Genomic DNA, 22,300 nt, shown 5'->3' with positions numbered 1-22,300 from the left:
CTATTTCCCCTCGGGTCGCCAAACTTGGCCAATTGAAATCGATGGCAATTTCTTCTTTCGCCCATACCAAAGATTGACGATGCCACGCGCAAAGAAGACTGCTGAAAACATTGAAGTCAGAATACCGAGGCAATGGACAACTGCAAAGCCTTTGACTGGACCAGATCCAAAGGCAAGTAATGCAATACCAGCAATCAGCGTAGTGATATTGGAATCCAAAATCGTGGCCCACGCTTTATCAAAACCAATGGCAATGGCCGTCTGCGGAGCTGCGCCATTCCGAAGTTCTTCACGGATCCGCTCATTGATGAGAACGTTCGAGTCAATCGCCATACCAATTGCCAATGCCATTGCTGCAATTCCCGGTAGAGAGAGGGTAGCTTGCAACATCGAGAGCAGGGAGATAAGTAAAACAATATTGACCCCTAGGGCGATGACTGAAAATAATCCAAACAGTAAGTAATACGCAATCATGAATATCGCAATGGCGGCAAACCCATAAATGAGCGATTTGAATCCTTTCTCAATGTTTTCAAGTCCTAGGCTAGGGCCAATAGTGCGTTCTTCAATAATTTCCATAGGTGCGGCTAAGGACCCAGCGCGGAGTAGGAGAGCAAGATCGTTTGCGCTTTCAGTGGTTGGTTGCCCAGTAATTTGAAATTTGGAGCCAAACTCACCTTGAATCGTTGCAATGGTTAGTACTTCGCCCTTACCCTTTTCAAACAAAATCATACCCATGGGTTTACCGATGTTCTCACGCGTTACTTCTTGCATGACTCGACCGCCAGCCGCATCCAGTGAGATATTGACGGAGGGACGCTGGTTTTGATCAAAACCTGCACTGGCGTCGGTAATCCGATCGCCTGTGAAGATCACGGATTTTTTAAAGACCCCCAGGCGGTTTTCGCCAAAACGAAACACATCCGTTCCCGGTGGTGGAGTCTCATTTAAGCCAATGGTTGAGGCGACTGGGTCAGCGAGGCGGGATTCTAAGGTTGCGGTACGCCCAATGATGTCTTTGGCGCGGGCAGTATCTTGAACGCCTGGCAGTTGAACAACAATCCGCTCGGACCCTTGTTGCTGGATGACCGGTTCCTTGACCGCTAATTCATTAACTCGTTTATTGAGGGTGATGATGTTTTGCTTGACGGCATTTTCTTGAACTTCTTTAAGTGCACTGGCTTTAAACCGTCCAACCAGTTTGGCACCATCGGCCACTTTTTCAATGAGCCACTCGAGTTCGGCTTGAGGGCCTGCGAGTGTCGAGCGAGCAGTATCCGCTTCTGAAGTCGATCCAAAGCGAATCGTAATCGCGTCACCCGCACGCTCAATGCCTTGGTGGCGAATCCCTTTATCACGCAGCTGCCCCCGAATATCGGTTGCCAAGGAAGTTAATTTCTTTTGGACTGCGCCTTGCATATCAACTTGCAACAAGAAGTAGACGCCGCCACGTAGATCTAAGCCCAAAGGCATGGGAAGGGCATTGATTGAGCTTAACCAGTTTGGAGTATTAGAGAGAAGATTGAGCGCAACAATATAGTTTGGCTCTTTGGGGTCGGCATTGAGCTTTTGATTAACTAAATCGCGCGCCTTGAGCTGCGTATCGGTATTTTCGAAGCGAATCTTGATGCTGCCAACATTCCCAGTTCGCTCATAAAAAATCCCAGTATTTTTAATACCCGATTCGTTAAGCAGTGTTTCGATCCGCGATTGAGTAGTTAAATCGACCTTAATCGTAGGTTTAGCCGCGGAGATTTGAACGGCAGGCGCCTCGCCAAAGATGTTTGGTAAGGCATACAAAAAGCCAATGGCAAGGGCTACCCCAATGACAAGGTATTTCCAAAGGGGGTAGCGATTCATAGAGCTGGCTTACTGGGCACCAATCATGGTGCCCTGATTCATTAAACGGATTTAATCGTACCTTTTGGAAGAACGCTGGTTACCGCATTCTTTTGCATTTGAACTTCGGTGCCTGGTACTAATTCAAGCGTTACGTACTGATCTTTAACTGCAGTCACTTTACCCAAAATGCCGCCAGCGGTAATGACCTCATCACCAGCTGCAAGGGCCTCGAGCATGGCTTTGGTCTCTTTTTGGCGTTTCATTTGTGGACGAATCATGATGAAATAAAGCACCACGAACATCAGAATTAAAGGAATAAAACTCATTAATCCACCAGCATCGCCGCCGGCAGCTGGCGCACTTTGCGCAAATGCATTGCTAATCAACATCTTGGAGCCTCCAATTAATTACGACACGTAAGCCGCAATTCTAAACCGTCTGGCTATTCATTGGGATTTTGAGGGAAGTGTTTTCCTAAAAAGCCTTAGTCTTGGTGGGGCTCAATCCCGCGTTGACGCTGATGGTGGAATAAGGCTTTAAATTGGGAGAAAACCCCCTCTTTAAGGGCAGATCGAATGCCTTCCATGAGCTCTAAGTAGTAATGAAGATTATGGATCGTATTTAACTGCGCCCCTAGGATTTCATTGGCTTTTTGGAGGTGATGCAAATAGGAGCGGGTAAAGTGGCGGCAGGTATAGCAGGTGCATTGCATGTCAATTGGTCGATCATCGTCGCGATAGCCAGCATTACGAAGTTTGAGATCCCCAAAGCGGGTAAATAGCCATCCATTTCGGGCGTTGCGCGTTGGCATCACGCAATCAAACATATCAATTCCCATACTGACCCCAAGCACCAAATCTTCAGGGGTTCCAACTCCCATCAGGTAATGCGGTAAATGCTTAGGTAGGCGCGGTCCCGTATGACTTAAGATGCGTTCAAATTCAGGCTTGGGTTCGCCAACGGAAAGGCCGCCAATTGCAATTCCATCAAAACCCTGATTTGCTATACCCGCAAGCGACTCATCCCGAAGTTTTTCATACATACCGCCCTGCACGATTCCAAATAGGGCATTACCAGTTTCGAGTTCTCGAAAGCGCTTGATCGAACGTTCACCCCACCTCAAGGAGAGTTGTAAGGATTCGTTTACGGATTTTTGGGGAGTCGGCTGTCCATTGGTTTCATAGGGTGTGCATTCATCAAATTGCATGGCAATATCGCTATTGAGCGTTGCCTGAATCTCCATGGATACCTCTGGGGACATGAATAATTTATCGCCATTAATCGGTGAGGAGAAAGTTACGCCATCTTCCGTAATTTTTCGTAAAGCACCCAAGCTAAATACCTGGAAGCCCCCTGAGTCGGTCAAAATTGGTTTATCCCAGCCCATAAATCGATGCAGGCCACCATGTTTACGAATTACATCTAGGCCGGGTCGTAACCACAAGTGAAAAGTATTGCCCAAGATAATTTGGGCTTGCATTTCCTTGAGATCTCTCGGGGTTACTGCTTTTACTGTGCCATAGGTTCCCACTGGCATAAAAATAGGGGTTTGAACCTCACCATGGGGTAGGCGGATTTTTCCAAGGCGGGCATGGCTATTGGAGTCCTCCTGGATGCTGGTGAATTCAAGTGGGCTCATGCACGTATTGTCTCAGGTTCGGCGCAAAAACATGGCATCGCCATAGCTAAAGAATCGGTAGCGTTCGCGAATCGCATGTGCATAGGCGTTGCGAATGGCGTCCACTCCAGCAAATGCACTAACGAGCATTAGCAGCGTCGACTTTGGTAAATGAAAATTAGTGATTAATGCATCGACAACTTTGAACTCAAAGCCGGGCGTGATAAATAAATTTGTTTCACCTTCGAGAAGGCCGCTGATGGCATAACTTTCAAGCGTTCGGATGCTGGTAGTACCAACAGCGATTACCTTGCCTTGATTTTGTTTGGTACGTTCAATGGCCTCTAGCGTATCTTTGGAGATCGAGTACCACTCATGGTGCATTTGATGCAGCGCCAAGTCTTCGTGCCGAACCGGAGTAAAGGTCCCGGCGCCGACATGCAAGGTGATTGCTGCCATTTGCACGCCATGATCGCATAGGCGCTTTAGTAAGGCTTCGTCAAAATGCAATCCTGCGGTCGGTGCTGCAACGGCTCCAGGCTTTTGCGCCATGACGGTTTGGTATCGGTTTGCATCCTCTTCATCGGGGGTGTGGCTGATGTAAGGGGGTAATGGTAGCTCACCATAACGCTCTAAGACAGCCATTGCATGATCCGGAAAAATGACTTCGTAAAAATCGCTATTGCCACCTAAATTAACTCGACCATTGACCACGAGTTCTGGAGGCGTCTCGGGCGCGACCAAATCCGAATCCGCGAGAAGCCGGATTTTCCCTCCGGGTTTTGGAACCTTAGAGGCGCGAATTTGGGCAATCGCTTGATTAGGCCCTGTAATTCGCTCGATTAATACTTCAACGTGACCGCCTGTTTCTTTTTGCCCAAACAGACGGGCTGGAATGACGCGGGTGTCATTAAAAATGAGGAGGTCGTTTGAGTCAATTAATTGGACAATATCGGTAAATGAACGATCAATGCACTCAGGTCCTCCATCCGCACTTTTGCCCAGTTCCAAAAGACGGCTGGCAGAGCGTTGTGCAAGTGGGTGCTGAGCAATTAGCTCAGGCGGGAGGTCGTAGTTGAAGTCGGATAATTGCATGGCATTACTATCGGTGTTGGGATTCTAACCATGAGAACCAAGTCCAACATAAAAACACCTAAAACACCGAGCCGTGAGGGGTCTACAGACCCTCTCGAAAAAATGGGGCTGACTACACCTGTTGCATTGGCTTTCCATCTGCCCATTCGTTACGAGGATGAAACCAAGCTGTGGTCGATTGACGAGGCCTGTGCATTAGGGTTCCAAGGACCTATTCAAACGCAAGGGCGAGTGATTCGTAGTCAGGTAGTTTATCGACCCCGTCGACAACTGTTGGTTGCGATCGAGGACGATACCGGAGTCTTAAATCTTCGTTGGTTAAATTTTTACCCGAGTCAACAAAAGCAAATGGCAGTTGGGGTGCATGTACGCGTTCGTGGGGATATTCGGGATGGCTATTTCGGTCCAGAAATGGTTCACCCTACGGTACGCGTGGTATCACCGGATGCACCGCTCCCTAAAAGCCTAACCCCAGTGTATTCGGTGGTTGCTGGAGTGAGTCAAGCCAAAATTCGTAAGGCAGTGCTCAATGCTTTGAAGGATTCTCGTCTAGAAGAGTACTTAGCAGAGACAATTCCAAAGAGCGCTTTAAGTCCTGCCGCACAAAGCGTGATGCAGTGGAGTCTACGTGATTCCATTCATTATTTACATCAGCCACCCGTTGATGCCGATACTGAATCGATTGTTGAGCGGACTCATCCTGCTTGGCGTCGGGTGCAATTAGAAGAACTCCTAGCGCAGCAAATTTCTTTAAAGCAAGCCCATGCCAGTCGCAGAGCGCGCCCCGCACCGCCAAAACAATCGCATTCGCTAAAAGAATTCAAAAATCTCCCCTCGCAACTGATGCGCGCTCTGGTATTTGAGCTGACCGATGCACAGCAAAGAGTATGGTCGGAAATTACTCATGATTTAAAAGAGCCATTTCCCATGAATCGTCTTTTGCAGGGCGATGTTGGGAGCGGTAAAACCATCATCGCAGCCTTAGCCAGCGCGCAAATAGTAGAGCGCTCATTTCAAGCGGCGATCATGGCACCAACGGAAATTTTGGCAGAACAGCATTATTGGAAATTTAAAGAGTGGTTTGAGCCACTTGGTGTGCGTGTGGTGTGGCTATCGGGTGGTATGAAAGGCAAAGAAAAAAAACACGCACAGGAATTGATTGCATCGGGTGTGGCTCAAATCATTGTGGGAACCCATGCACTAATCCAAGACGCCGTTCAATTCGCCGCCCTAGGATTAGCAGTAATTGATGAGCAGCATCGCTTTGGAGTGCGTCAACGCATGGAGATTACCCAACGTATTGGCTCAGAAACTTACTATAGCCATCAACTCATGATGTCTGCAACCCCGATTCCACGAACCCTAGCAATGACCTATTACGCCGATCTTGATGTCTCGGTTATCGACGAGTTACCGCCCGGACGACAAGCGATTACTACCAAATTGGTTAAAGATGCAAGACGCCAGGAGGTGATTGAGGGTTTGAAACAGTGGCTGCAAAAGGGTCTTCAGGCCTATTGGGTGTGCCCCTTGATTGAAGAGTCCGAAGCATTGCAATTGCAAACAGCCGTTGCGAGTCACGCGGAGTTATCCGAGTATTTATCGGAATACACACTGGCTTTAATTCATGGGCGCCTGAAGGCTGATGAGAAGGCGACTACTATGGCCGCCTTTAAAGCAGGCCAGATTGATGTGTTGGTTGCGACCACGGTGATTGAGGTGGGAGTGGATGTTCCAAACGCCGCACTCATGGTAATCGAGCATGCCGAACGCTTTGGTTATGCACAGATCCATCAATTACGAGGTCGTGTTGGGAGGGGTTCTAATCAATCGGCATGCATCTTGATGTATTCCGAGCCTCTATCTCTAGCCGCCAAAGAGCGCTTACAGACTCTCCGAGAAGTTTCTGACGGATTTGTGATTGCTGAGCGCGATCTTGCTTTGCGTGGCCCCGGCGAGCTTTTAGGAGCTAGGCAGTCAGGTGAGGCTATGTTACGGTTTGTTGATTTGCAACGCGATGCCTGGTTAATTCAGATTGCGCAAGAGCTCGCCGAGCATTGGTTACGTAACCACCCAGAGCTTGTCGAGGCCCATTTGGGTCGTTGGCTGGGCTCACGCACGGATTTTCTAAAGGCTTGATAATAGAGCCATGACCTTAACCGAACTTCGCTATATCGTTGCAGTTGCTCGTGAGCGCCATTTTGGACGGGCTGCTGAAGCCTGTCATGTATCTCAGCCTACCTTATCAGTCGCGATTAAAAAGCTAGAGGAAGAGTTGCAAACTCAAATATTTGAGCGTACCAGTTCAGATGTGGCCCTCACAACGCTTGGCGCAGTGATTATTCAGCAAGCGCAGCGGGTATTAGAGGAAGCCAATGCCCTTAAGCATCTTGCTAAACATGGACAAGATCCCTTATCCGGACCATTACGACTTGGTGCGATTTATACCGTTGCCCCTTATTTACTTCCTAGTCTTGTACGAGTAGCCCGCGATACTTTGCCAAAAGCCCCCTTATTTTTGGAAGAGAACTTCACAGTGCGCCTCATCGAGATGTTGCGCCAGGGAGAGCTCGACTGCGCCATTTTGGCAGACCCATTTCCCAGTGCTGGCCTCGATTTTGTTGATCTTTATGAAGAGCCTTTTTTGGTAGCGATCCCTAAAGGTCATGAATGGTCGGACCGAAAAACGATTGGCCAAAAAGAACTGAAGGAACAAAATACTTTGCTATTAGGTGCCGGTCATTGCTTTCGGGATCATGTGCTTGGCGTTTGCCCTGAACTGAACCGTTTCGGCAATGGTCTAACCCTTGGAGAGCATCGTAGTTTTGAAGGATCCTCTTTAGAGACCATCCGACAAATGGTTGCCGGTGGCATCGGAATTACGGTCTTGCCGCGCACATCAGTAAGCAATCCAAATGATCGCGACGGATTGATCCTCTATATCCCATTTGAATCACCGGAGCCAACTCGTCGCGTTAGTTTGGTGTGGCGAAAAGGCTATCCACGGGTTGAGGCCATGAAGGCGATTGCTCGGACTATTCGAGCGTGCGACTTACCTGGAGCGAGGTTGCTCTGATTTCTGAGCGTTTGCAGTCTTACATCTACTTGGTGCGCTTAGATAAGCCCATCGGTATTCTTTTGCTCTTATGGCCAACGCTATGGGGTCTATGGATTGCAAGCGATGGTTTTCCAAACCCCATTATTTTATTAATCTTTTGCCTTGGAACAGTATTCATGCGAAGTGCTGGCTGCGCCATCAATGATTATGCTGATCGTCATTTTGATAAACATGTAGAACGGACACAGCACCGCCCACTAACGAGTGGCAAAATTTCAAAGCAGGAGGCGATTGCAATCGCCTTAATTCTGGCGCTGCTGTCATATGGATTAATTCAGCCTTTAAACGCATTGACCAAGCAACTCTCGGTAGTTGCAGTTCTTTTGGCAGCCATTTATCCCTTTACGAAGCGCTTTTTCTCGATTCCACAAGCAATCCTTGGTTTAGCATTTGGTTTTGGTATTCCCATGGCATTTGCAGCAGTACAAAATCAAATACCACTAGAGGCCTGGGTTTTATTCATCGGTAATGTATTTTGGGCGATTGCCTATGATACCGCCTATGCCATGGTCGATCGCGATGATGATCTGCGTTTGGGTTTAAAAACCTCCGCGATTACTTTTGGGCGTTTGGATGTAACGGCAATCTCGATTTGCTACGGACTTTTATTGGCATCTCAAATTTGGGTAGCCGAGATGATTCAGTTTAGCCCTTGGTTCTATCTGGGCTGGTTTATTGCATTAGGTTGTGCAGTATATGAATTACGACTCGTTGCCACCCGTCAACGTGAGGCATGCTTTAAAGCATTCTTACATAACAATTGGTTGGGTGCAGCGCTCTTTTTGGGGATTGTGTTGGGCCTAGCGCTACGCCCGTAGACTAGGATTGACCAAATTCTTTCGCCATAGCTGCTCCACGTTTTTGTGCAGCAAGAAGGGCCTCTTGCAAAATAGTTGCCCACTGCTGCTGATCAAGCACCTCAAGTGCAGCAGCAGTGGTTCCGCCTTTGGAAGTCACTTTTTGCCGAAGGCTCATGGGGGATTCTGAAGATTGGAGCGCAAGGGCAGTTGCTCCCGTTAGAGTTTGATAAGCCAACTCACGAGCAATTTCTGGCGCAAGCCCCATTTTTTCTCCGCCTGCTTGAAGGGCTTCCAAGAAAGCAAATACATACGCTGGGCCGCTACCTGATAAAGCGGTCACGGCATCCATCAAAGATTCATTAGGCACCCAGATCACTTTACCAACGGCAGAGCAAATGGTTTGGGCGCAGTGCCGTTGTTGCTCATTGACGCTAGCAGGAGCAAATAAACCAGTGATTCCTTGATTAATTAGGGCAGGGGTATTGGGCATGGCGCGTATGCATGCTGAATATGCAAGCCAGCGTGACATATCGGTAATTTGGATACCAGCTGCTATGCTCAGAATCACAGGACCATGCGCGACGTGTTGTAAGTGCTTAGCGAGTTCAGTGGCTACAGCCTTAAAGTCTTGAGGCTTGATGGCTAAGACGATGATGTGCGCTGATTTGATGATTTGCTGAGCGTCGCCTATCCCAGCATAGGTTGAAATCGAAAAATCGTGCTCAAGCCGTTTGGCAGTTTGACTTTGCGGTTCAATGACACCGATAGACTTTGGGTCGGCACCTTGCTGCAACAGGCCGCCAATGATGGCCCTTGCCATATTGCCACCACCAATAAATATGGTATTCATCGGCTGGGTATTTGTCATGACTCTATCTTAGCGCTTAGTTTGCGCTCTCCAAATATTGCACTACCAACGCGCACCATCGTTGCACCCTCAGCAATTGCTGCCTCAAGATCATCCGACATTCCCATGGACAGGGTATCAAAGTCTTCAAAACCAGGCACTTTTTGGGTTTGTATCCGGATATCCTCAAATAAGTGCCGTAGGGCCGCAAAGGCCTCGCGTTGTTCCGTCTCATTCGTGCTAGGAGCTGGGATAGCCATTAGTCCACGTAACACTAAACCCGGAAGGGAGGCTACGACCTTGCAAAGTTGTAAGGTCTCATTTGGCATCACACCCGATTTACTTTCTTCTTGACTGATATTGACTTGAACGCATGCTTGAAGAGGGCCCAGACGACTATGGGCTTGCCGTTGATCCGAGAGGCGTTGCGCAATTTTCTCGCGATCAATGGTATGGATCCAATCAAAGTGTTCGGCAATCTCAGACGTTTTATTGCTTTGTACCGGACCAATGAAATGCCACTCAAGCCATGGGCGCAATTGATCAAGTCGCTTAATCTTCTCAACCGCCTCCTGGACATAATTTTCACCAAAGGCTTTTTGACCAGCGTGCATGGCTTCCTCAATCGCAGTAGTCGGGAAGGTTTTGCTAACTGCAATTAACTCAAGCGATTCCGGGTCGCGACCAAAGTGTTCGGCCGCTGCATCGATACGATGCCGAACAGCCATTAAGCGATCAGTAATTCGGCTCATGGATTTTTTGACAATAGTTGATCAATGATTTCAATCCAATGGCGCACGGGAAGATGATCTTGATGCAAATGACTAATGCAACCAATGTTGCTAGAGACAATCGTCGTCGCACCTGATTGAGTGCAAGCCGCCTCAAGATTTTGTAGTTTTTGCGATCGTAATTGCTCAGAAAGATCAGCTTGCAAAATTGAGTAGGTACCAGCTGAGCCACAGCATAGGTGACTATCCGCACACAAATTTACTGAAATTCCTAAGCCTTCGAGAAGGCCTTCAACTTTTCCACGGATTTGTTGACCATGTTGCAACGTACACGGTGGGTGGTAAACCACACCAGGCTTTGGATGCGTGCCAATTTGGTTTATTAATGCGTCTTTAAACTCAGGAAGGAGCTCCGAAACATCTTTGCATAATTGCGAGACACGCTTTGCTTTCTTTGCATAGACTGGATCATCTGCTAACAAATGACCGTAGTCTTTGACCATGACCCCGCAGCCCGATGCATTCATCACAATCGCTTCGGCTGAATCCTTACCATTCTCGATCAATGGCCACCAAGCATCGATATTGCGCTTTGCATCCTCTAAGCCACCAGCTTGGTCATTGAGGTGATACCGGAGTGCACCACAACAGCCCGCTTTGGTAGCACTGATTAATTGAATGCCCAGTGCATCGAATACACGGACTGTGGCATGGTTGATGTTTGGCAACATGCCGGGTTGCACACACCCATCAAGCAACACCATTTTGCGGGAATGTTCTTTAGTCGGTCTTTGACCGGCAGGTAAGCCCTGTGGTACTTTGCGAGCGATGGAGGCTGGCATTAAAGGCCGCATGATGCGACCTATCTGCATCGCCGAATCAAATAAAGGTTTGTTCGTTAACCCCTCCTTTAACAGCCAGCGTATCAATTTTTGTCCAATGGGGCGTGGTGCCGTCTTCTCTTCAGCCCATTTACGGCCGATATCCACTAACTTGCCATATTCCACACCGCTCGGACATGTACTTTCGCAATTTCGACACGTTAAACAACGATCTAAATGGGTTCTGGTCTTTTCAGTAGGAGCCTGACCCTCAGCCATTTGCTTGATTAGATAAATGCGACCACGAGGCCCATCTAGCTCATCGCCTAATAATTGATAGGTTGGGCAGGTTGCTGTACAAAAACCGCAGTGCACGCATTTGCCCAAAATACGTTTTGCTTCAATACCGAGAGGGGTATTGATGAACTCAGGGGCTAATTTTGTTTCCATACTTAAGGTAAGCGTCCAGTGGTAAATACTCCAAAGGGATCAAAGGAGTGCCGCAACCGTTTTTGAACCATTTCTAATCCTGCAGTGAGAGGGTTTGACTCTAAACGCGTAAATCGTTCAATTGCTACTGTGCTCATTAATCGAAAGCATGTCACATGACCGCCATGCTCCAACACTAGATTTTGCAATGCCTTTACTGTCGATTCATTGGCAGGACCTTGTATCCAGCGCTCTTGTCCGTGCCATTCCATAATGATTTTTGGTGAGCAGTCCTTGGGCAACTCCAGTGCTGGGCAGTTGGCTGGCAAGGAGAGTCGCCAAAGGGCATGGTGATTTGGCATTTGATTAAACCAAGAAAGCTGCTGCTCCCGAAGATTGCGCCAAAATAGATCAGCCTCTGAGTCATCGAGTGCGGTAGCGCCTATTCGATCTTGCATCATTTGACTGGCCGATATGACCGCCGCCTTCGCCCCTGCTAACCGAATTGTTAGCTCACCTTCACCACGTGCATCGCCAATCCAAGCGCTGGCATTGAGCGGTAATGGTTGCCCAGCCCATTCATTTAGGATCTTTAATGCATTGGTAGCACTCATCATGCAACGAAGACTCGCAGTTGCAGCAGGCTTTGGAAGCACTTTTACGGAGGCCTCTAAAAGTAGGGCAAGCGTTCCAAGTGAGCCAGGTAGAAGACGTGATACATCGTAACCGGCGACATTTTTCATGACCTTGCCACCAAAAGAGAGATCTTCGCCGCGACCATCCATGAGTCGGGTTCCCAAAACAAAGTCTCGTAAATTACCAACACTGATGCGAGCGGGGCCTGCGAGACCCGCAGCAATGACGCCTCCGAAGGTCGCATGATCACCAAAGTGAGGGGGCTCAAATGGCAGGATCTGATTATTTTTAGCTAACGTTGACTCGATCTCGGCAATGGGTGTGCCAGCGCATGCCGTGATTACTAGCTCTTCAGGTTGGTAGTCCAGAATTCCTTGATATGGCGCTGTACTCATTATTGAAGCTTGGCTTGGGTTGCCGTACCAGGATTTTGTATTGCCGCCTTGTATGGATAGGGTTTGATTCTGTTTACCAGCCTCAATGATTTGCTCACGAAACCGTGAGAGTACCGTTTCATTCATGCTTAGAAGCGCTCCAGCTCGGGATGTGGCAATACGCCACCGCTTACGCGCATCCGTCCGTACTCCGCACAACGATTGAGGGTTGGTATCGCTTTATCAGGATTTAAAAGACGATCTGGATCAAATGCTGCTTTAACACCCCAGAAACGCTCACGCTCTTGCTCCCCAAATTGCACACACATGGAATTAATCTTCTCAATGCCTACCCCATGCTCCCCAGTGATGGTGCCTCCAAGTTCAACACAGGCCTCCAGAATTTCTGTACCAAATTCTTCAGCACGGTGCCACTCATCCGGGTCAGCGCCATTAAATAAAATCAGAGGATGCATATTGCCATCGCCTGCATGAAAGACATTGAGACAAGCAAGACCATACTTAGCCTCCATGCCCTTAATGCGCTTTAGAAGCGTTGCAATATGACGCCTTGGAATGGTTCCATCCATGCAGTAATAGTCTGCTGCAATTCGTCCTGCGGCTGGGAAGGCATTTTTGCGACCACTCCAAAAACGTAAACGCTCGGCTTCGCTCTCGGATACTTGAATACGACTTGCACCTTGCTTTTCTAGCACGGCATTCATGCGTGCGATTTCTTCTTGGACCTCTTCGGGCGTGCCATCCGATTCGCAAAGTAGGATTGCTTCTGCGTTGAGATCGTAACCAGCGTGCACAAATTCTTCAACGGCACGCGTAGTTGGTTTATCCATCATCTCTAAGCCAGCCGGAATAATTCCAGCAGCAATAATAGCGGCTACAGCGTTGCCACCTTTTTCAATATCATCAAAGCTCGCCATAATAACTCGCGCTAATTTTGGCTTGGGAACAAGTTTCACGGTGATCTCAGTGACGATGCCAAGCATTCCCTCGCTACCAATCAATACGGCGAGTAAATCCAATCCTGGTGAATCAGGTGCCATGCTGCCAAATTCCACAACATCACCACTCATGAGGACGGCGCGAACGCGCAATACATTGTGCAGGGTCAAGCCATACTTCAGGCAGTGCACGCCACCTGAGTTCTCATTGACATTTCCGCCAATTGAGCATGCAATTTGTGACGATGGATCAGGTGCATAGTACAAGCCATGCTTTGCCACTGCCTCCGAGATAGCAAGGTTTCGGACTCCGGGTTGGACAACTGCCGTGCGCGTAAAAGGGTCAATATGCAAAATCTTTTTAAACTTTGCTAACGATAAGACCAAGCCTTGCTCGATTGGCATTGCGCCACCCGAGAGACCGGTACCTGAGCCACGCGGTACAACAGGTATTCCCAGATCTTTGCAGGCCTTCAAAATGTTGACCACTTGCCCTTCGTTCTCAGGAAGCGCAACGGCGAGGGGCATTTTGCGATAAGCAGCTAAGCCATCGCACTCATAGGGAATCGTGTCTTCCGGCTGCCAAAGTAAAGCATCGTCCGTTAGAAATGGCCGCAATGCATTGACCAAAATAACCTGTTTAGCCTGTAAAGATTGGATTTCCGCAGAGGAAGAGGGTGCATTCATTCGCCTATTTTAGCCATTTACCTATAATCTGTTCATGGGAAATCGACTATCAAAAATTGCAACCCGAACCGGTGATGCCGGCATGACTGGCCTTGGGGATGGCAGCCGCGTCGAAAAGGATCATTTGCGCATCTGCGCCATGGGCGATGTGGATGAGCTGAACTCACAAATAGGGGTTTTGATGACCGAAGAGCTCCCTCCATCCATTGCTTCTGATCTTCAGGCATTGCTGTTGCGAGTCCAACATGATTTATTTGATTTGGGTGGGGAGCTATGCATTCCAAATTACACCCTATTAAAAATTGAGCAAGTTGAGCAACTGGATACATGGTTAGCGCATTACAACGCTAACCTTCCGCCGTTAAAAGAATTTATCTTGCCAGGAGGGACCCGTGCAGCAGCTCAGGCACATGTCTGTCGAACGATCTGTCGACGCGCTGAGCGCTCGATTGTTAAATTGGGTTGGGTCGATCCAATAGCCGACTCCCCCCGTCAATACGTTAATCGTTTATCTGATCTTCTATTTGTGATTGCTCGGGTTTTAAATCAGGCTGCTGGTGGTCAAGACGTGCTTTGGAAGAATCAAAATAAACCACAAGACAGTTAAATAAAAAACGCGGCCTTGAGCCGCGCTTATTATTAAATACGGTGACTAGGAACGTCGCCGCTGACGAACTGCCTGTGCAAGACGCTCGAGTACTTTCACAGAATCATCCCAATTGATGCATGCATCAGTAATACTCTTACCATATTCCAATTGCTTAGGATCATCCTTGCCGGGTGTGAACTTTTGAGCACCAGCATTTAGATGACTTTCAATCATGACACCGAAAATCTTGCGGGACCCGTGCTCAATTTGTTCAGCCACGTTATTTGCAACATCAATTTGGCGTTGATGCTGTTTGCTTGAATTGGCATGCGATAGATCAACCATCAAAGAGGCAGGTAACTTCGCTACTTCTAGTTCTGCGCACGCTGCTTCAACATACTTTGCTTCGTAATTAGGTTCCTTGCCGCCGCGCAGAATCACGTGGCAGTCTTTATTACCCTTGGTTTCAACGATTGCAACCTGCCCATTTTTATGAACCGATAAAAAATGATGTGGCCGATGAGCCGCTTGGATTGCATCCGTTGCGATTTTGATATTGCCATCGGTACCATTTTTAAATCCGATTGGCGCTGACAATCCAGAACTGAGTTCACGGTGAACTTGACTCTCTGTGGTTCTTGCGCCGATTGCACCCCACGAAATCAGATCGGCAATGTATTGGGGTGAGATTACATCGAGAAATTCACTGCCAGCTGGCATGCCTAGGCGATTAATTTCCATGAGAACCTGGCGCGCAATTCGTAGACCCTCTTCGATCTTAAAACTTTCATCAAGATAAGGGTCATTGATCAGTCCCTTCCAGCCAACCGTAGTGCGGGGTTTCTCAAAATAGACGCGCATGACGATTTCAAGATCATCGGCTAGGCGAGTACGCTCCTTCATAAGGCGTTGACAGTACTCCAGTGCTGCGGAAGGATCATGGATCGAGCAGGGGCCAATGATGACTAAAAGACGATCATCTTTGCCATGAATTAGGTTCCGAATTTTGTCCCGAGTACGCCCAATCAGTTTTTCAGTTGGCGTCCCAGCAATTGGAAAAAAACGAATCAAGTGCTCAGGGGGCGGCAAAACGGTGATATTGCCAACACGTTGATCATCGGTCGCAGAGGTTTTATCGAGACTCGCGTACCAGTTTTCTTGGGGGTTATGGGGTTTTGTACTCATACCCTCCATTCTAAAGCCTGATAGAAGTGAGTGCGAGCCAATGCAAGCAAACGCAAATTAGGCCGTGCCCCCAACGGTCATTTCATCAATGCGCAAGGTTGGCTGGCCTACGCCAACAGGGACGCTTTGCCCTTCTTTCCCGCACACGCCCACCCCACTATCCAGACGAAGGTCATTACCGATCATGCTCACTTGTTTGAGGGATTCGGGGCCGTTACCAATAATCGTTGCCCCTTTGACGGGATATTGAATCTTGCCTTTTTCTACCCAATACGCCACGGAAGCAGAAAATACAAATTTGCCACTTGTGATGTCGACTTGCCCACCACCGAAGTTAACTGCATAAAGACCTCGATCGATGCTTGCCACAATTTCTTGTGGATCATAGTGACCCGATAGCATGTAGGTATTGGTCATGCGGGGCAGGGGAAGAGAGGCAAAGCTCTCACGTCGCCCATTGCCCGTCAGTGGCATTTTCATTAAGCGTGCATTGAGGCTATCTTGAATGTAGCCTTTTAAAACACCATCTTCAATCAGAGTAGTGCACTGCGTGGGTGTGCCCTCATCATCCATATTGAGTGAGCCGCGTCGTCCACTGAGTGTCCCATCATCAACCACAGTGACACCCTTGGCAGCCACACGTTGACCAATGCGTCCAGAAAATGCCGAAGACCCCTTGCGATTAAAGTCTCCCTCAAGACCGTGGCCAATGGCTTCATGAAGGAGCACACCAGGCCAACCCGGTCCCATTACAACGGTCATCGGTCCAGCAGGCGCTGGTCGGGAATCAAGATTAAGAAGTGCTTGATCGACTGCTTCGTCAACCCAAAGATCGATTCGGTGGCGATCAAAGAAACCGTAGTCAGACCGTGCCCCACCGCCTGCAGAGCCTGACTCTCGGCGACCATTTTGCTCAGCAATGACATGGATTGATACTCGCACAAGAGGTCGAATATCGGCGGCCAATAAACCATTGGAGCGAGCCACCATGACCACATCAAATTCACCAGCAAGACTGGCCATGACTTGGATGATGCGTGGGTCACGCGCTTTGGCGCGCCGTTCAATTCCCTCGAGCAGTGCAATCTTTTCTGGAGGCGTTAAAGAGTCCAAGGGGTTGAGGGCACTGTATAGCGATGGGATACCATGCGCAGATGCCAAAAGAGGAGTGCGGACTTTGACTTTGCCACCTTTTGGGCCAATGACGCGTGTGGCATGCGCAGCCTTTAGTAGAGCCTCGGAGCTAATCACATCTGAGTAGGCAAATGCCGTTTTGTCCCCTGAGATTGCACGAATACCAACACCTTGATCAATATTAAAACTACCAGATTTAACAATTCCTTCTTCTAAACTCCACTGCTCACTCCGAGTGTGTTGAAAATACAAATCGGCATCATCTAAGCGATGCGCATGCATGACCCCAAAAAGTTGATCAAGGTCAGAGGTGCTCAAGTCGTTGGGCTTAAGCAAAAAAGAATAGGCAATATCGAGGGCCTCTTGAGGATTTGCTGATGTTGCAATATGTGGGATGGCGAGTGAGTTTATGGCGTTCATCGGATAAGCTTACGATGTTTTAGGGCGGGTAGCTTAGAGCGCACTTCCTCGAGTACGGCCGAGTCTAGTTCGCCAAGCACAAATCCTTCTCCGGTTGGAAGTTCAGAAACAATGTTGCCCCAGGGATCGACCAACATGGATTGACCCCAAGTCCGACGTTGATTTTGGTGAAGACCACCTTGAGCAGATGCTAAAAAGTAGCATTGGTTTTCAATTGCCCGAGCCCGTAGCAAAATCTCCCAATGGTCTTTACCCGTCGTATGGGTAAATGCAGCTGGAATGATCTGACAGTTAACCTCGGCCTGCTGACGATATAGCTCTGGAAATCGGAGATCGTAGCAAATACTTAGACCAAATACCCACTCATTACCCTCATGCAAAATGCGAACTGTTGTAGGTTGACTACCCGCTTCAATCGTTTCAGATTCTTGATAGCGTTCATGCGAAGTCTGAAAACCAAATAAATGAATCTTGTCATAACGTGCGATGCATTGACCTTCTGGATTAAATACCAAGCTTGCATTAAGAACTTTTAGAGGGTCGCTTGCCGCCAGCGGTATGGTTCCAGCAATTAAGAAGACCTGATGCTTCTGAGCAAAGTTTTGCAACGCATCTTGAATGGGGCCATCACCAAATGACTCCCGCACTTTTACTTTATCGGTATCCGCAAGACCCATTAAGCAAAAATATTCAGGAAGAGCAACGACCGCCGCACCTTGGTCAGACGCATTTTTGATCAGTCGTTCAGCCGCACGGAGATTGTCTGCCAAATTAGCAGATGAAATCATCTGAATTGCAGCGACTGTTAATTTTTTTGCCATACCAGCTAATACTAAAGCTTTAGCGACTAATTGGCAGGTGCTGGAGTGCTTGGGACAGGTTTTGTTGGGGTTGGGGGCATCTTTTGCTCGCGCAGCAGATTCCGCGAGCGAATGGTCTCGAGCACTTTGGGATCTAATGGCTGGCCATTTTGATCCAGTGGGATCACGTCTGGCTTATCCCAGCTTCCCTGTACCAGATAATCCGTCTGCAGTGTTCGATTTAACTGATTACTGATTAAATATTGACCAATCAAAGCGCTAGCTCCAATAATTGGGTTGACAGCAAAGAGTGCTAAGGCACCAGCGGTTGCATCAATTGTGGGGAAGATGGTAATTCGTAAATCTTGGGTCTGTTTAGGAATATTCACAAGACCGCTCGTGGCAACGCGTGCTTGATTGAGTTGCATCGTAAAGTTTTGCGTTCTGGCAACACCATTGCGTAGAACAAAATCACCAGACAGCGCATTAAAGCTTGTTCCTGAAGTAACTACATTACCTAAGCTACCTTGCAGGTCGAAGGTTGCAAATTTTAATAAGCTTTGCAAACTAAAGACGCCAATAATTTTGGCAAAACCAGAGTCCACTTGTAGTAAACGACCATTTTCTAAATTGATCTTTACATTACCAGCGAGGGTATCAAAGGAAGGATCATAAGGGGGGCCGCTCCAATCTAATTTGGCACTAATTGTTCCTTTGCCACCCTCAACTGCCTTGGGGTTACCCCAGTAGGTAACTACTGCCCCTAAATCCTTGATCTGTGATGTTGTATCAATGATGACGCGCTCATTATTGCCTTGGGCATCGCTCGTCCATTCGCCAGTAACACTTGATGACGAACTTGGATTGTTGATTTTTAAGCTTTCAATCGTAATTCGGTTTGTGCTGTTACGGGTCTTGATTGCAACCATGCCCGGCTTATACAAATTGAAACTAAAGTCATCAATACTCAGATCAAGTTCAGGAATTGCATTGAGTGAAACCTCCTTGTTATTGGAGGCTTTAAGGTTCGTTGGGTTGGGTCGTTTTTGGGGAATATGCAAACGAACCAACTTACCCTTTAAAAGATCGGCATTTTTTCTCTCTTGATACTGAACATCGCCCTCAAGGTTGGGAGACTTCAAATTGACCTGCCATGCATTGCTACCTAATTTAGCGCTCACACTCAGATTGGGCCATGAGCGATTCATGGCAATCGTTTGATTGATGCGTGCAGTAACGATGCGAAGGCCATCGGCACTATTCTCAGAGTTAGCTATGGGAGGAGTTTTATTAGTGCGATTACTTGCTCCGCTCGGAAACAAAAGACGGTGCCAAGCATCAATATTGAGATCATTGGCTTGCACATTGAGGCCAAGGCCTCGATCAGGAATGATGGCCGTAGCCCCAACTCCAATTCCATGCGCCACAATGCCGTCGGCCCCCTGTTTTCCCTGTAAGGTAATTATTTTTCCAATTTGTGCTGACCATTGCGCAGTCCCCTTCGATGTTCCCTCGCTAGTAGTGGATTGATATCGAAAAACCCCATTTAGTTTGTTACCCCTTTTGATGCTAAGAGGTTCGGGGAGGGTGGTACTTAAACCGCTGAGATCTAGGTTGAGATTGAGATCCGTTGATTTACTGGTAATGGCAAGCCTGCCTTTAAATCCAGCCTTGCCATCTAATGCCTTTAGGAGTTGTTGAGATTGACGGCCTACTTGATTGGCATAGTGACGTTCAAGACGATCTAGATCAATTGTTCCATTGAGGTCATACAGTTCTTGTTTGGTTTGGGATTGCGCTGTGTTGTAGCGCATGTTGACTGTTCCACCAAAAAATTCAGCGCTTACCTGTTCAAAGCGGGGCAAGTCTTCAGTGATGCGAACAGTCCCTCGTACCTGATTAAAAGGAGCAAGATCAGACCACACGACGACGTTATTGTCTAAGTTCAGTAGAGCATTTAATTTGAGATCGTCGGTATTTTGTAAGGGTAAAAGAAGTTCTAAATCGAGTTTTGCGGGCCCGGATAACTTCAGGTTTTTTGCTAGTTCTGGACGAGATAGAAGGACTGGTGTTGTTCTAAGATAGTCCATCATTTCATTAGTCGGGCCCGAAATGTTTCCTTTGAGATTGAGGACGGCCTTTGCGCTCGAAACGTTCGGAATTTCTGCGTTGACACTCTGAATTTGTAGACTTTGATAGCGAGCATCTTTGATGGTCACCATCAGTTTGGCTTGTTGCATGGAAACCAAACCGCTCACTTCAGTCAATTCAGGCCAACTGCCTTTTGTGGAAGGAAAGAGAGGGGCTGGTCGAAAAACTGTTTTTGAGATTGGCAAATTTAATGAGAATTCACCGGTTCCTGAGGCATCATAAGGCGCTAAATTAGGGTCCCCTTTAATTCTGAGGCTGCCATTGTTAATGTCGCCAGTAACAAAGGCTTTTTCAATATAGGTGCGGGCATCCCTAGACATTTCAGCAGGAAGATAGCGGTAGATGGTTCCCGCCTTTCCTCTCGGAAATTGAATGCTTAGATCCAAAGTATCAGGCGTTTTTTCTTTACCGATCAGATAATTGCCATTGGCGATTACTGCGATATCAGGATTACTAACAGAGAGCTGATCAAATCCGATTTGCCATTGCTTATTTTTTAATGACCAGGTAAGTCCTCCGCTTGCGCTATCGAACTGTAGGCGCGGTTCAGCTAAAAAATCAGTAATCACTAATCCCAAGTTTTGTGAATTGAGCTTAAGACTGCCTTGGTTTTGATTGGTGATAATTTTCCCGCTTAAATTACTAATGCTGGGGATGATGTCACGGTAACCCTTAACGCTGATCTGATTTAAAGCGCCCGTGATATTAAATTTAGGGCCTTGGCCACTTAAGAGACCGCCGATTAAGGGAATATTGGATTTTGACTCGGCCCACGTAATATCGACATCGAGAAGTTCACCGCGTGGCTCAGCCTGCTCTAACATCTGACGAATGCGATTGGGAATGGGCAAATTCATCGCAAACAGGCTAAGGTTTTCGAGGCTTATTTTTGCAGATGAGAACGAAAACTTTTCAAGCTCATCATCGCGCTTAGGAGCCTGCCAACCAAATGTCATGGGCGCTAGGGACTCCATTGCGCTTCCTCGCTTTTGATTCTTATTTAACCAGGCAAACCGCTGAACACCCAACGAAATAAACTTCCCAGATGTAAATTGCTTCGCTTCCATTTCGAGGCGACCAAATTCAAGTGCTTGATTACTCTTTGATTGTTGAAAAACAGGTTGCTCGATTGCAAGCTTGAACTGTCCGCCATCTGGGATACCTTTATTTAGAGCAATGGATCCCGAGGAGTCCAAAACACCGCTTAGTTGTTTAAATGGAATCTCAAAATCACGACTAAATTGCCCAAGATCGAGTTGCTGGACTTCCCATTGAAAATCGCCAAGCCAATCACGCCAATAACCTGCTTGTCCACCAAAGCGATGGGAAAATTTTCCGAAGAGGCTTAATTTGCCTTGATGCCATGGGCTGTAGAGTGCTGCATCCAGTTCGTGTTGTCGAATTCCATTTTGCAGCTGCATCGATTCGATCCGCAGATCAGCGGCATCGGCTTTGGACTTTGAAAAATCTTTCCACAGAATGTTGATATCGGTAAGCTTTAAATCACCTTGCTTGAATAACCAATTTTCAAGATGGAACTCATCACCACCATCCCCAGCAAGAATGCCGGCTACGTATAAACGTTTTTGTGAGTCACGTGTGACTTGAATCACAGCATTACTGGCGTGTAATTTAGTGAAATAGGGCTTAAGGTGATAAAACGATGACCAACTAAGTTCTCCGCGGATCTCTGCAATTTTTAAATAGGGTTTATCGGAAATGGCAGACGGATTGCGATTAGCATCGACCACAAATTCTAGGTCGCGGATATCAAAGACTGGACGTATCCCTTCCCAGTACACATTGAGCTCATTCATTTTGACCTCAATCCCAATGCGCTTGGACAATAACTTTTCAACCGCCGGTTTTGAGGTTTCTAGTTGTGGCCAAACAATAAATCGGATGACCAGGTGTCCAAGAACAATTAGAGCGCCTATAACGAGAATTAAGATTGCGAGGCGACGCGACCAACGTACCCACGAAGCGGCATCGGGCCGCATGGTAAGGAGGTCTTTAAAACGCAGCGGATACTTTTTTTCGGTCATTGGGATCCATTATCCGATA

General features: G+C 47.7%; 17 protein-coding genes. 4 read left to right on the top strand and 13 right to left on the bottom strand.

Translation table 11 applies throughout. From position 1 onward, the window contains the following. The 4 genes from secD to queA all read right to left on the bottom strand — a co-directional run bounded on the left by secD (window position 1) and on the right by queA (window position 4,555). Window positions 1-1,860 (bottom strand): protein translocase subunit SecD, encoded by a 1,860-nt coding sequence (gene secD / locus ICV32_RS08450; RefSeq protein ID WP_215369997.1) that lies wholly within the window; start codon window positions 1,858-1,860, stop codon window positions 1-3. 41 nt (window positions 1,861-1,901) lie between these two features. Then, entirely contained in the window at window positions 1,902-2,231 is a 330-nt protein-coding gene (gene yajC, locus ICV32_RS08445; protein WP_108508995.1) for a preprotein translocase subunit YajC, read from the bottom strand. Window positions 2,232-2,326: 95 nt separating this feature from the next. Beyond that, a complete protein-coding gene (gene tgt, locus ICV32_RS08440) occupies window positions 2,327-3,481 on the bottom strand; it encodes a tRNA guanosine(34) transglycosylase Tgt (protein WP_215369995.1) in 1,155 nt (384 codons plus the stop codon). A gap of 12 nt (window positions 3,482-3,493) precedes the next feature. Continuing rightward, window positions 3,494-4,555, bottom strand: a complete 1,062-nt coding sequence (gene queA / locus ICV32_RS08435) for a tRNA preQ1(34) S-adenosylmethionine ribosyltransferase-isomerase QueA (RefSeq protein WP_215369993.1) — start codon at window positions 4,553-4,555, stop codon at window positions 3,494-3,496. A 30-nt stretch (window positions 4,556-4,585) separates the two neighbouring features. On the opposite strand from queA, the gene recG reads away from it, so the two are divergent. Genes recG through ubiA form a run of 3 tightly spaced genes read left to right on the top strand, consistent with a single transcriptional unit; the run spans window position 4,586 to window position 8,491 of the window. Then, window positions 4,586-6,694, top strand: coding sequence for an ATP-dependent DNA helicase RecG (recG, locus tag ICV32_RS08430; RefSeq protein ID WP_215369991.1), 2,109 nt, complete (start codon window positions 4,586-4,588; stop codon window positions 6,692-6,694). Between the two features lie 10 nt (window positions 6,695-6,704). Continuing rightward, window positions 6,705-7,631 carry a LysR substrate-binding domain-containing protein gene (locus tag ICV32_RS08425; RefSeq protein WP_215369990.1) on the top strand — a complete coding sequence of 309 codons (927 nt, stop codon included), beginning with the start codon at window positions 6,705-6,707 and terminating at the stop codon, window positions 7,629-7,631. Then, window positions 7,631-8,491 (top strand): 4-hydroxybenzoate octaprenyltransferase, encoded by an 861-nt coding sequence (gene ubiA, locus ICV32_RS08420; protein WP_215372682.1) that lies wholly within the window; start codon window positions 7,631-7,633, stop codon window positions 8,489-8,491. The genes ICV32_RS08425 and ubiA overlap by 1 nt, the downstream gene beginning before the upstream one ends. Window position 8,492: 1 nt before the next feature. Here ubiA and proC read toward each other — a convergent pair whose 3' ends face one another. Genes proC through ICV32_RS08395 form a run of 5 tightly spaced genes read right to left on the bottom strand, consistent with a single transcriptional unit; the run spans window position 8,493 to window position 13,957 of the window. Continuing rightward, window positions 8,493-9,341, bottom strand: coding sequence for a pyrroline-5-carboxylate reductase (gene proC / locus ICV32_RS08415; protein ID WP_251371840.1), 849 nt, complete (start codon window positions 9,339-9,341; stop codon window positions 8,493-8,495). Beyond that, complete coding sequence (locus tag ICV32_RS08410; protein WP_215369988.1) at window positions 9,338-10,072, bottom strand: YggS family pyridoxal phosphate-dependent enzyme; 735 nt, start codon at window positions 10,070-10,072, stop codon at window positions 9,338-9,340. The genes proC and ICV32_RS08410 overlap by 4 nt, the downstream gene beginning before the upstream one ends. Beyond that, window positions 10,069-11,322, bottom strand: coding sequence for a glycolate oxidase subunit GlcF (gene glcF, locus ICV32_RS08405; protein ID WP_215369986.1), 1,254 nt, complete (start codon window positions 11,320-11,322; stop codon window positions 10,069-10,071). Before glcF ends, ICV32_RS08410 begins: the two co-directional genes overlap by 4 nt. A gap of 2 nt (window positions 11,323-11,324) precedes the next feature. Beyond that, window positions 11,325-12,458: a glycolate oxidase subunit GlcE gene (gene glcE, locus ICV32_RS08400; RefSeq protein ID WP_215369984.1), complete on the bottom strand. Its 1,134-nt coding sequence runs from the start codon at window positions 12,456-12,458 to the stop codon at window positions 11,325-11,327. 2 nt (window positions 12,459-12,460) lie between these two features. Next, the gene (locus ICV32_RS08395) at window positions 12,461-13,957 is read right to left on the bottom strand and encodes an FAD-linked oxidase C-terminal domain-containing protein (RefSeq protein ID WP_215369982.1); all 1,497 of its coding nucleotides are present in this window, start codon (window positions 13,955-13,957) and stop codon (window positions 12,461-12,463) included. Between the two features lie 34 nt (window positions 13,958-13,991). On the opposite strand from ICV32_RS08395, the gene ICV32_RS08390 reads away from it, so the two are divergent. After that, on the top strand, window positions 13,992-14,564 hold the full coding sequence (locus ICV32_RS08390) for a cob(I)yrinic acid a,c-diamide adenosyltransferase (RefSeq protein WP_215369980.1): 573 nt from the start codon (window positions 13,992-13,994) through the stop codon (window positions 14,562-14,564). A 45-nt stretch (window positions 14,565-14,609) separates the two neighbouring features. Here ICV32_RS08390 and ICV32_RS08385 read toward each other — a convergent pair whose 3' ends face one another. The 4 genes from ICV32_RS08385 to ICV32_RS08370 are packed head-to-tail and all read right to left on the bottom strand — an operon-like array spanning window position 14,610 to window position 22,281. Next, a complete protein-coding gene (locus ICV32_RS08385; RefSeq protein ID WP_215369978.1) occupies window positions 14,610-15,731 on the bottom strand; it encodes a 3-deoxy-7-phosphoheptulonate synthase in 1,122 nt (373 codons plus the stop codon). 57 nt (window positions 15,732-15,788) lie between these two features. After that, entirely contained in the window at window positions 15,789-17,285 is a 1,497-nt protein-coding gene (gene tldD, locus ICV32_RS08380; protein ID WP_215369976.1) for a metalloprotease TldD, read from the bottom strand. Beyond that, complete coding sequence (locus tag ICV32_RS08375) at window positions 17,282-18,106, bottom strand: carbon-nitrogen hydrolase family protein (RefSeq protein ID WP_215369974.1); 825 nt, start codon at window positions 18,104-18,106, stop codon at window positions 17,282-17,284. Before ICV32_RS08375 ends, tldD begins: the two co-directional genes overlap by 4 nt. A gap of 26 nt (window positions 18,107-18,132) precedes the next feature. Next, window positions 18,133-22,281 (bottom strand): YhdP family protein, encoded by a 4,149-nt coding sequence (locus ICV32_RS08370; RefSeq protein ID WP_215369972.1) that lies wholly within the window; start codon window positions 22,279-22,281, stop codon window positions 18,133-18,135. Window positions 22,282-22,300 lie beyond the last annotated feature (19 nt).

The sequence above is a fragment of the Polynucleobacter sp. MWH-UH24A genome (assembly GCF_018687475.1).
Taxonomy (GTDB): domain Bacteria; phylum Pseudomonadota; class Gammaproteobacteria; order Burkholderiales; family Burkholderiaceae; genus Polynucleobacter.
The sequence above is the reverse complement of the archived record's forward strand: the minus strand, read 5'-3'. Positions and strand labels throughout refer to the sequence as shown.

Bases quoted from the DNA above. Each gene is read 5' to 3' on its own strand.
- secD (WP_215369997.1), bottom strand. From the start codon at position 1,860: ATGAATCGCTACCCCCTTTGGAAATACCTTGTCATTGGGGTAGCCCTT.
- yajC (WP_108508995.1), bottom strand. From the start codon at position 2,231: ATGTTGATTAGCAATGCATTTGCGCAAAGTGCGCCAGCTGCCGGCGGC.
- tgt (WP_215369995.1), bottom strand. From the start codon at position 3,481: ATGAGCCCACTTGAATTCACCAGCATCCAGGAGGACTCCAATAGCCAT.
- queA (WP_215369993.1), bottom strand. From the start codon at position 4,555: ATGCAATTATCCGACTTCAACTACGACCTCCCGCCTGAGCTAATTGCT.
- recG (WP_215369991.1), top strand. From the start codon at position 4,586: ATGAGAACCAAGTCCAACATAAAAACACCTAAAACACCGAGCCGTGAG.
- ICV32_RS08425 (WP_215369990.1), top strand. From the start codon at position 6,705: ATGACCTTAACCGAACTTCGCTATATCGTTGCAGTTGCTCGTGAGCGC.
- proC (WP_251371840.1), bottom strand. From the start codon at position 9,341: ATGACAAATACCCAGCCGATGAATACCATATTTATTGGTGGTGGCAAT.
- ICV32_RS08410 (WP_215369988.1), bottom strand. From the start codon at position 10,072: ATGAGCCGAATTACTGATCGCTTAATGGCTGTTCGGCATCGTATCGAT.
- glcF (WP_215369986.1), bottom strand. From the start codon at position 11,322: ATGGAAACAAAATTAGCCCCTGAGTTCATCAATACCCCTCTCGGTATT.
- glcE (WP_215369984.1), bottom strand. From the start codon at position 12,458: ATGAATGAAACGGTACTCTCACGGTTTCGTGAGCAAATCATTGAGGCT.
- ICV32_RS08395 (WP_215369982.1), bottom strand. From the start codon at position 13,957: ATGAATGCACCCTCTTCCTCTGCGGAAATCCAATCTTTACAGGCTAAA.
- ICV32_RS08390 (WP_215369980.1), top strand. From the start codon at position 13,992: ATGGGAAATCGACTATCAAAAATTGCAACCCGAACCGGTGATGCCGGC.
- ICV32_RS08385 (WP_215369978.1), bottom strand. From the start codon at position 15,731: ATGAGTACAAAACCCCATAACCCCCAAGAAAACTGGTACGCGAGTCTC.
- tldD (WP_215369976.1), bottom strand. From the start codon at position 17,285: ATGAACGCCATAAACTCACTCGCCATCCCACATATTGCAACATCAGCA.
- ICV32_RS08375 (WP_215369974.1), bottom strand. From the start codon at position 18,106: ATGGCAAAAAAATTAACAGTCGCTGCAATTCAGATGATTTCATCTGCT.
- ICV32_RS08370 (WP_215369972.1), bottom strand. From the start codon at position 22,281: ATGACCGAAAAAAAGTATCCGCTGCGTTTTAAAGACCTCCTTACCATG.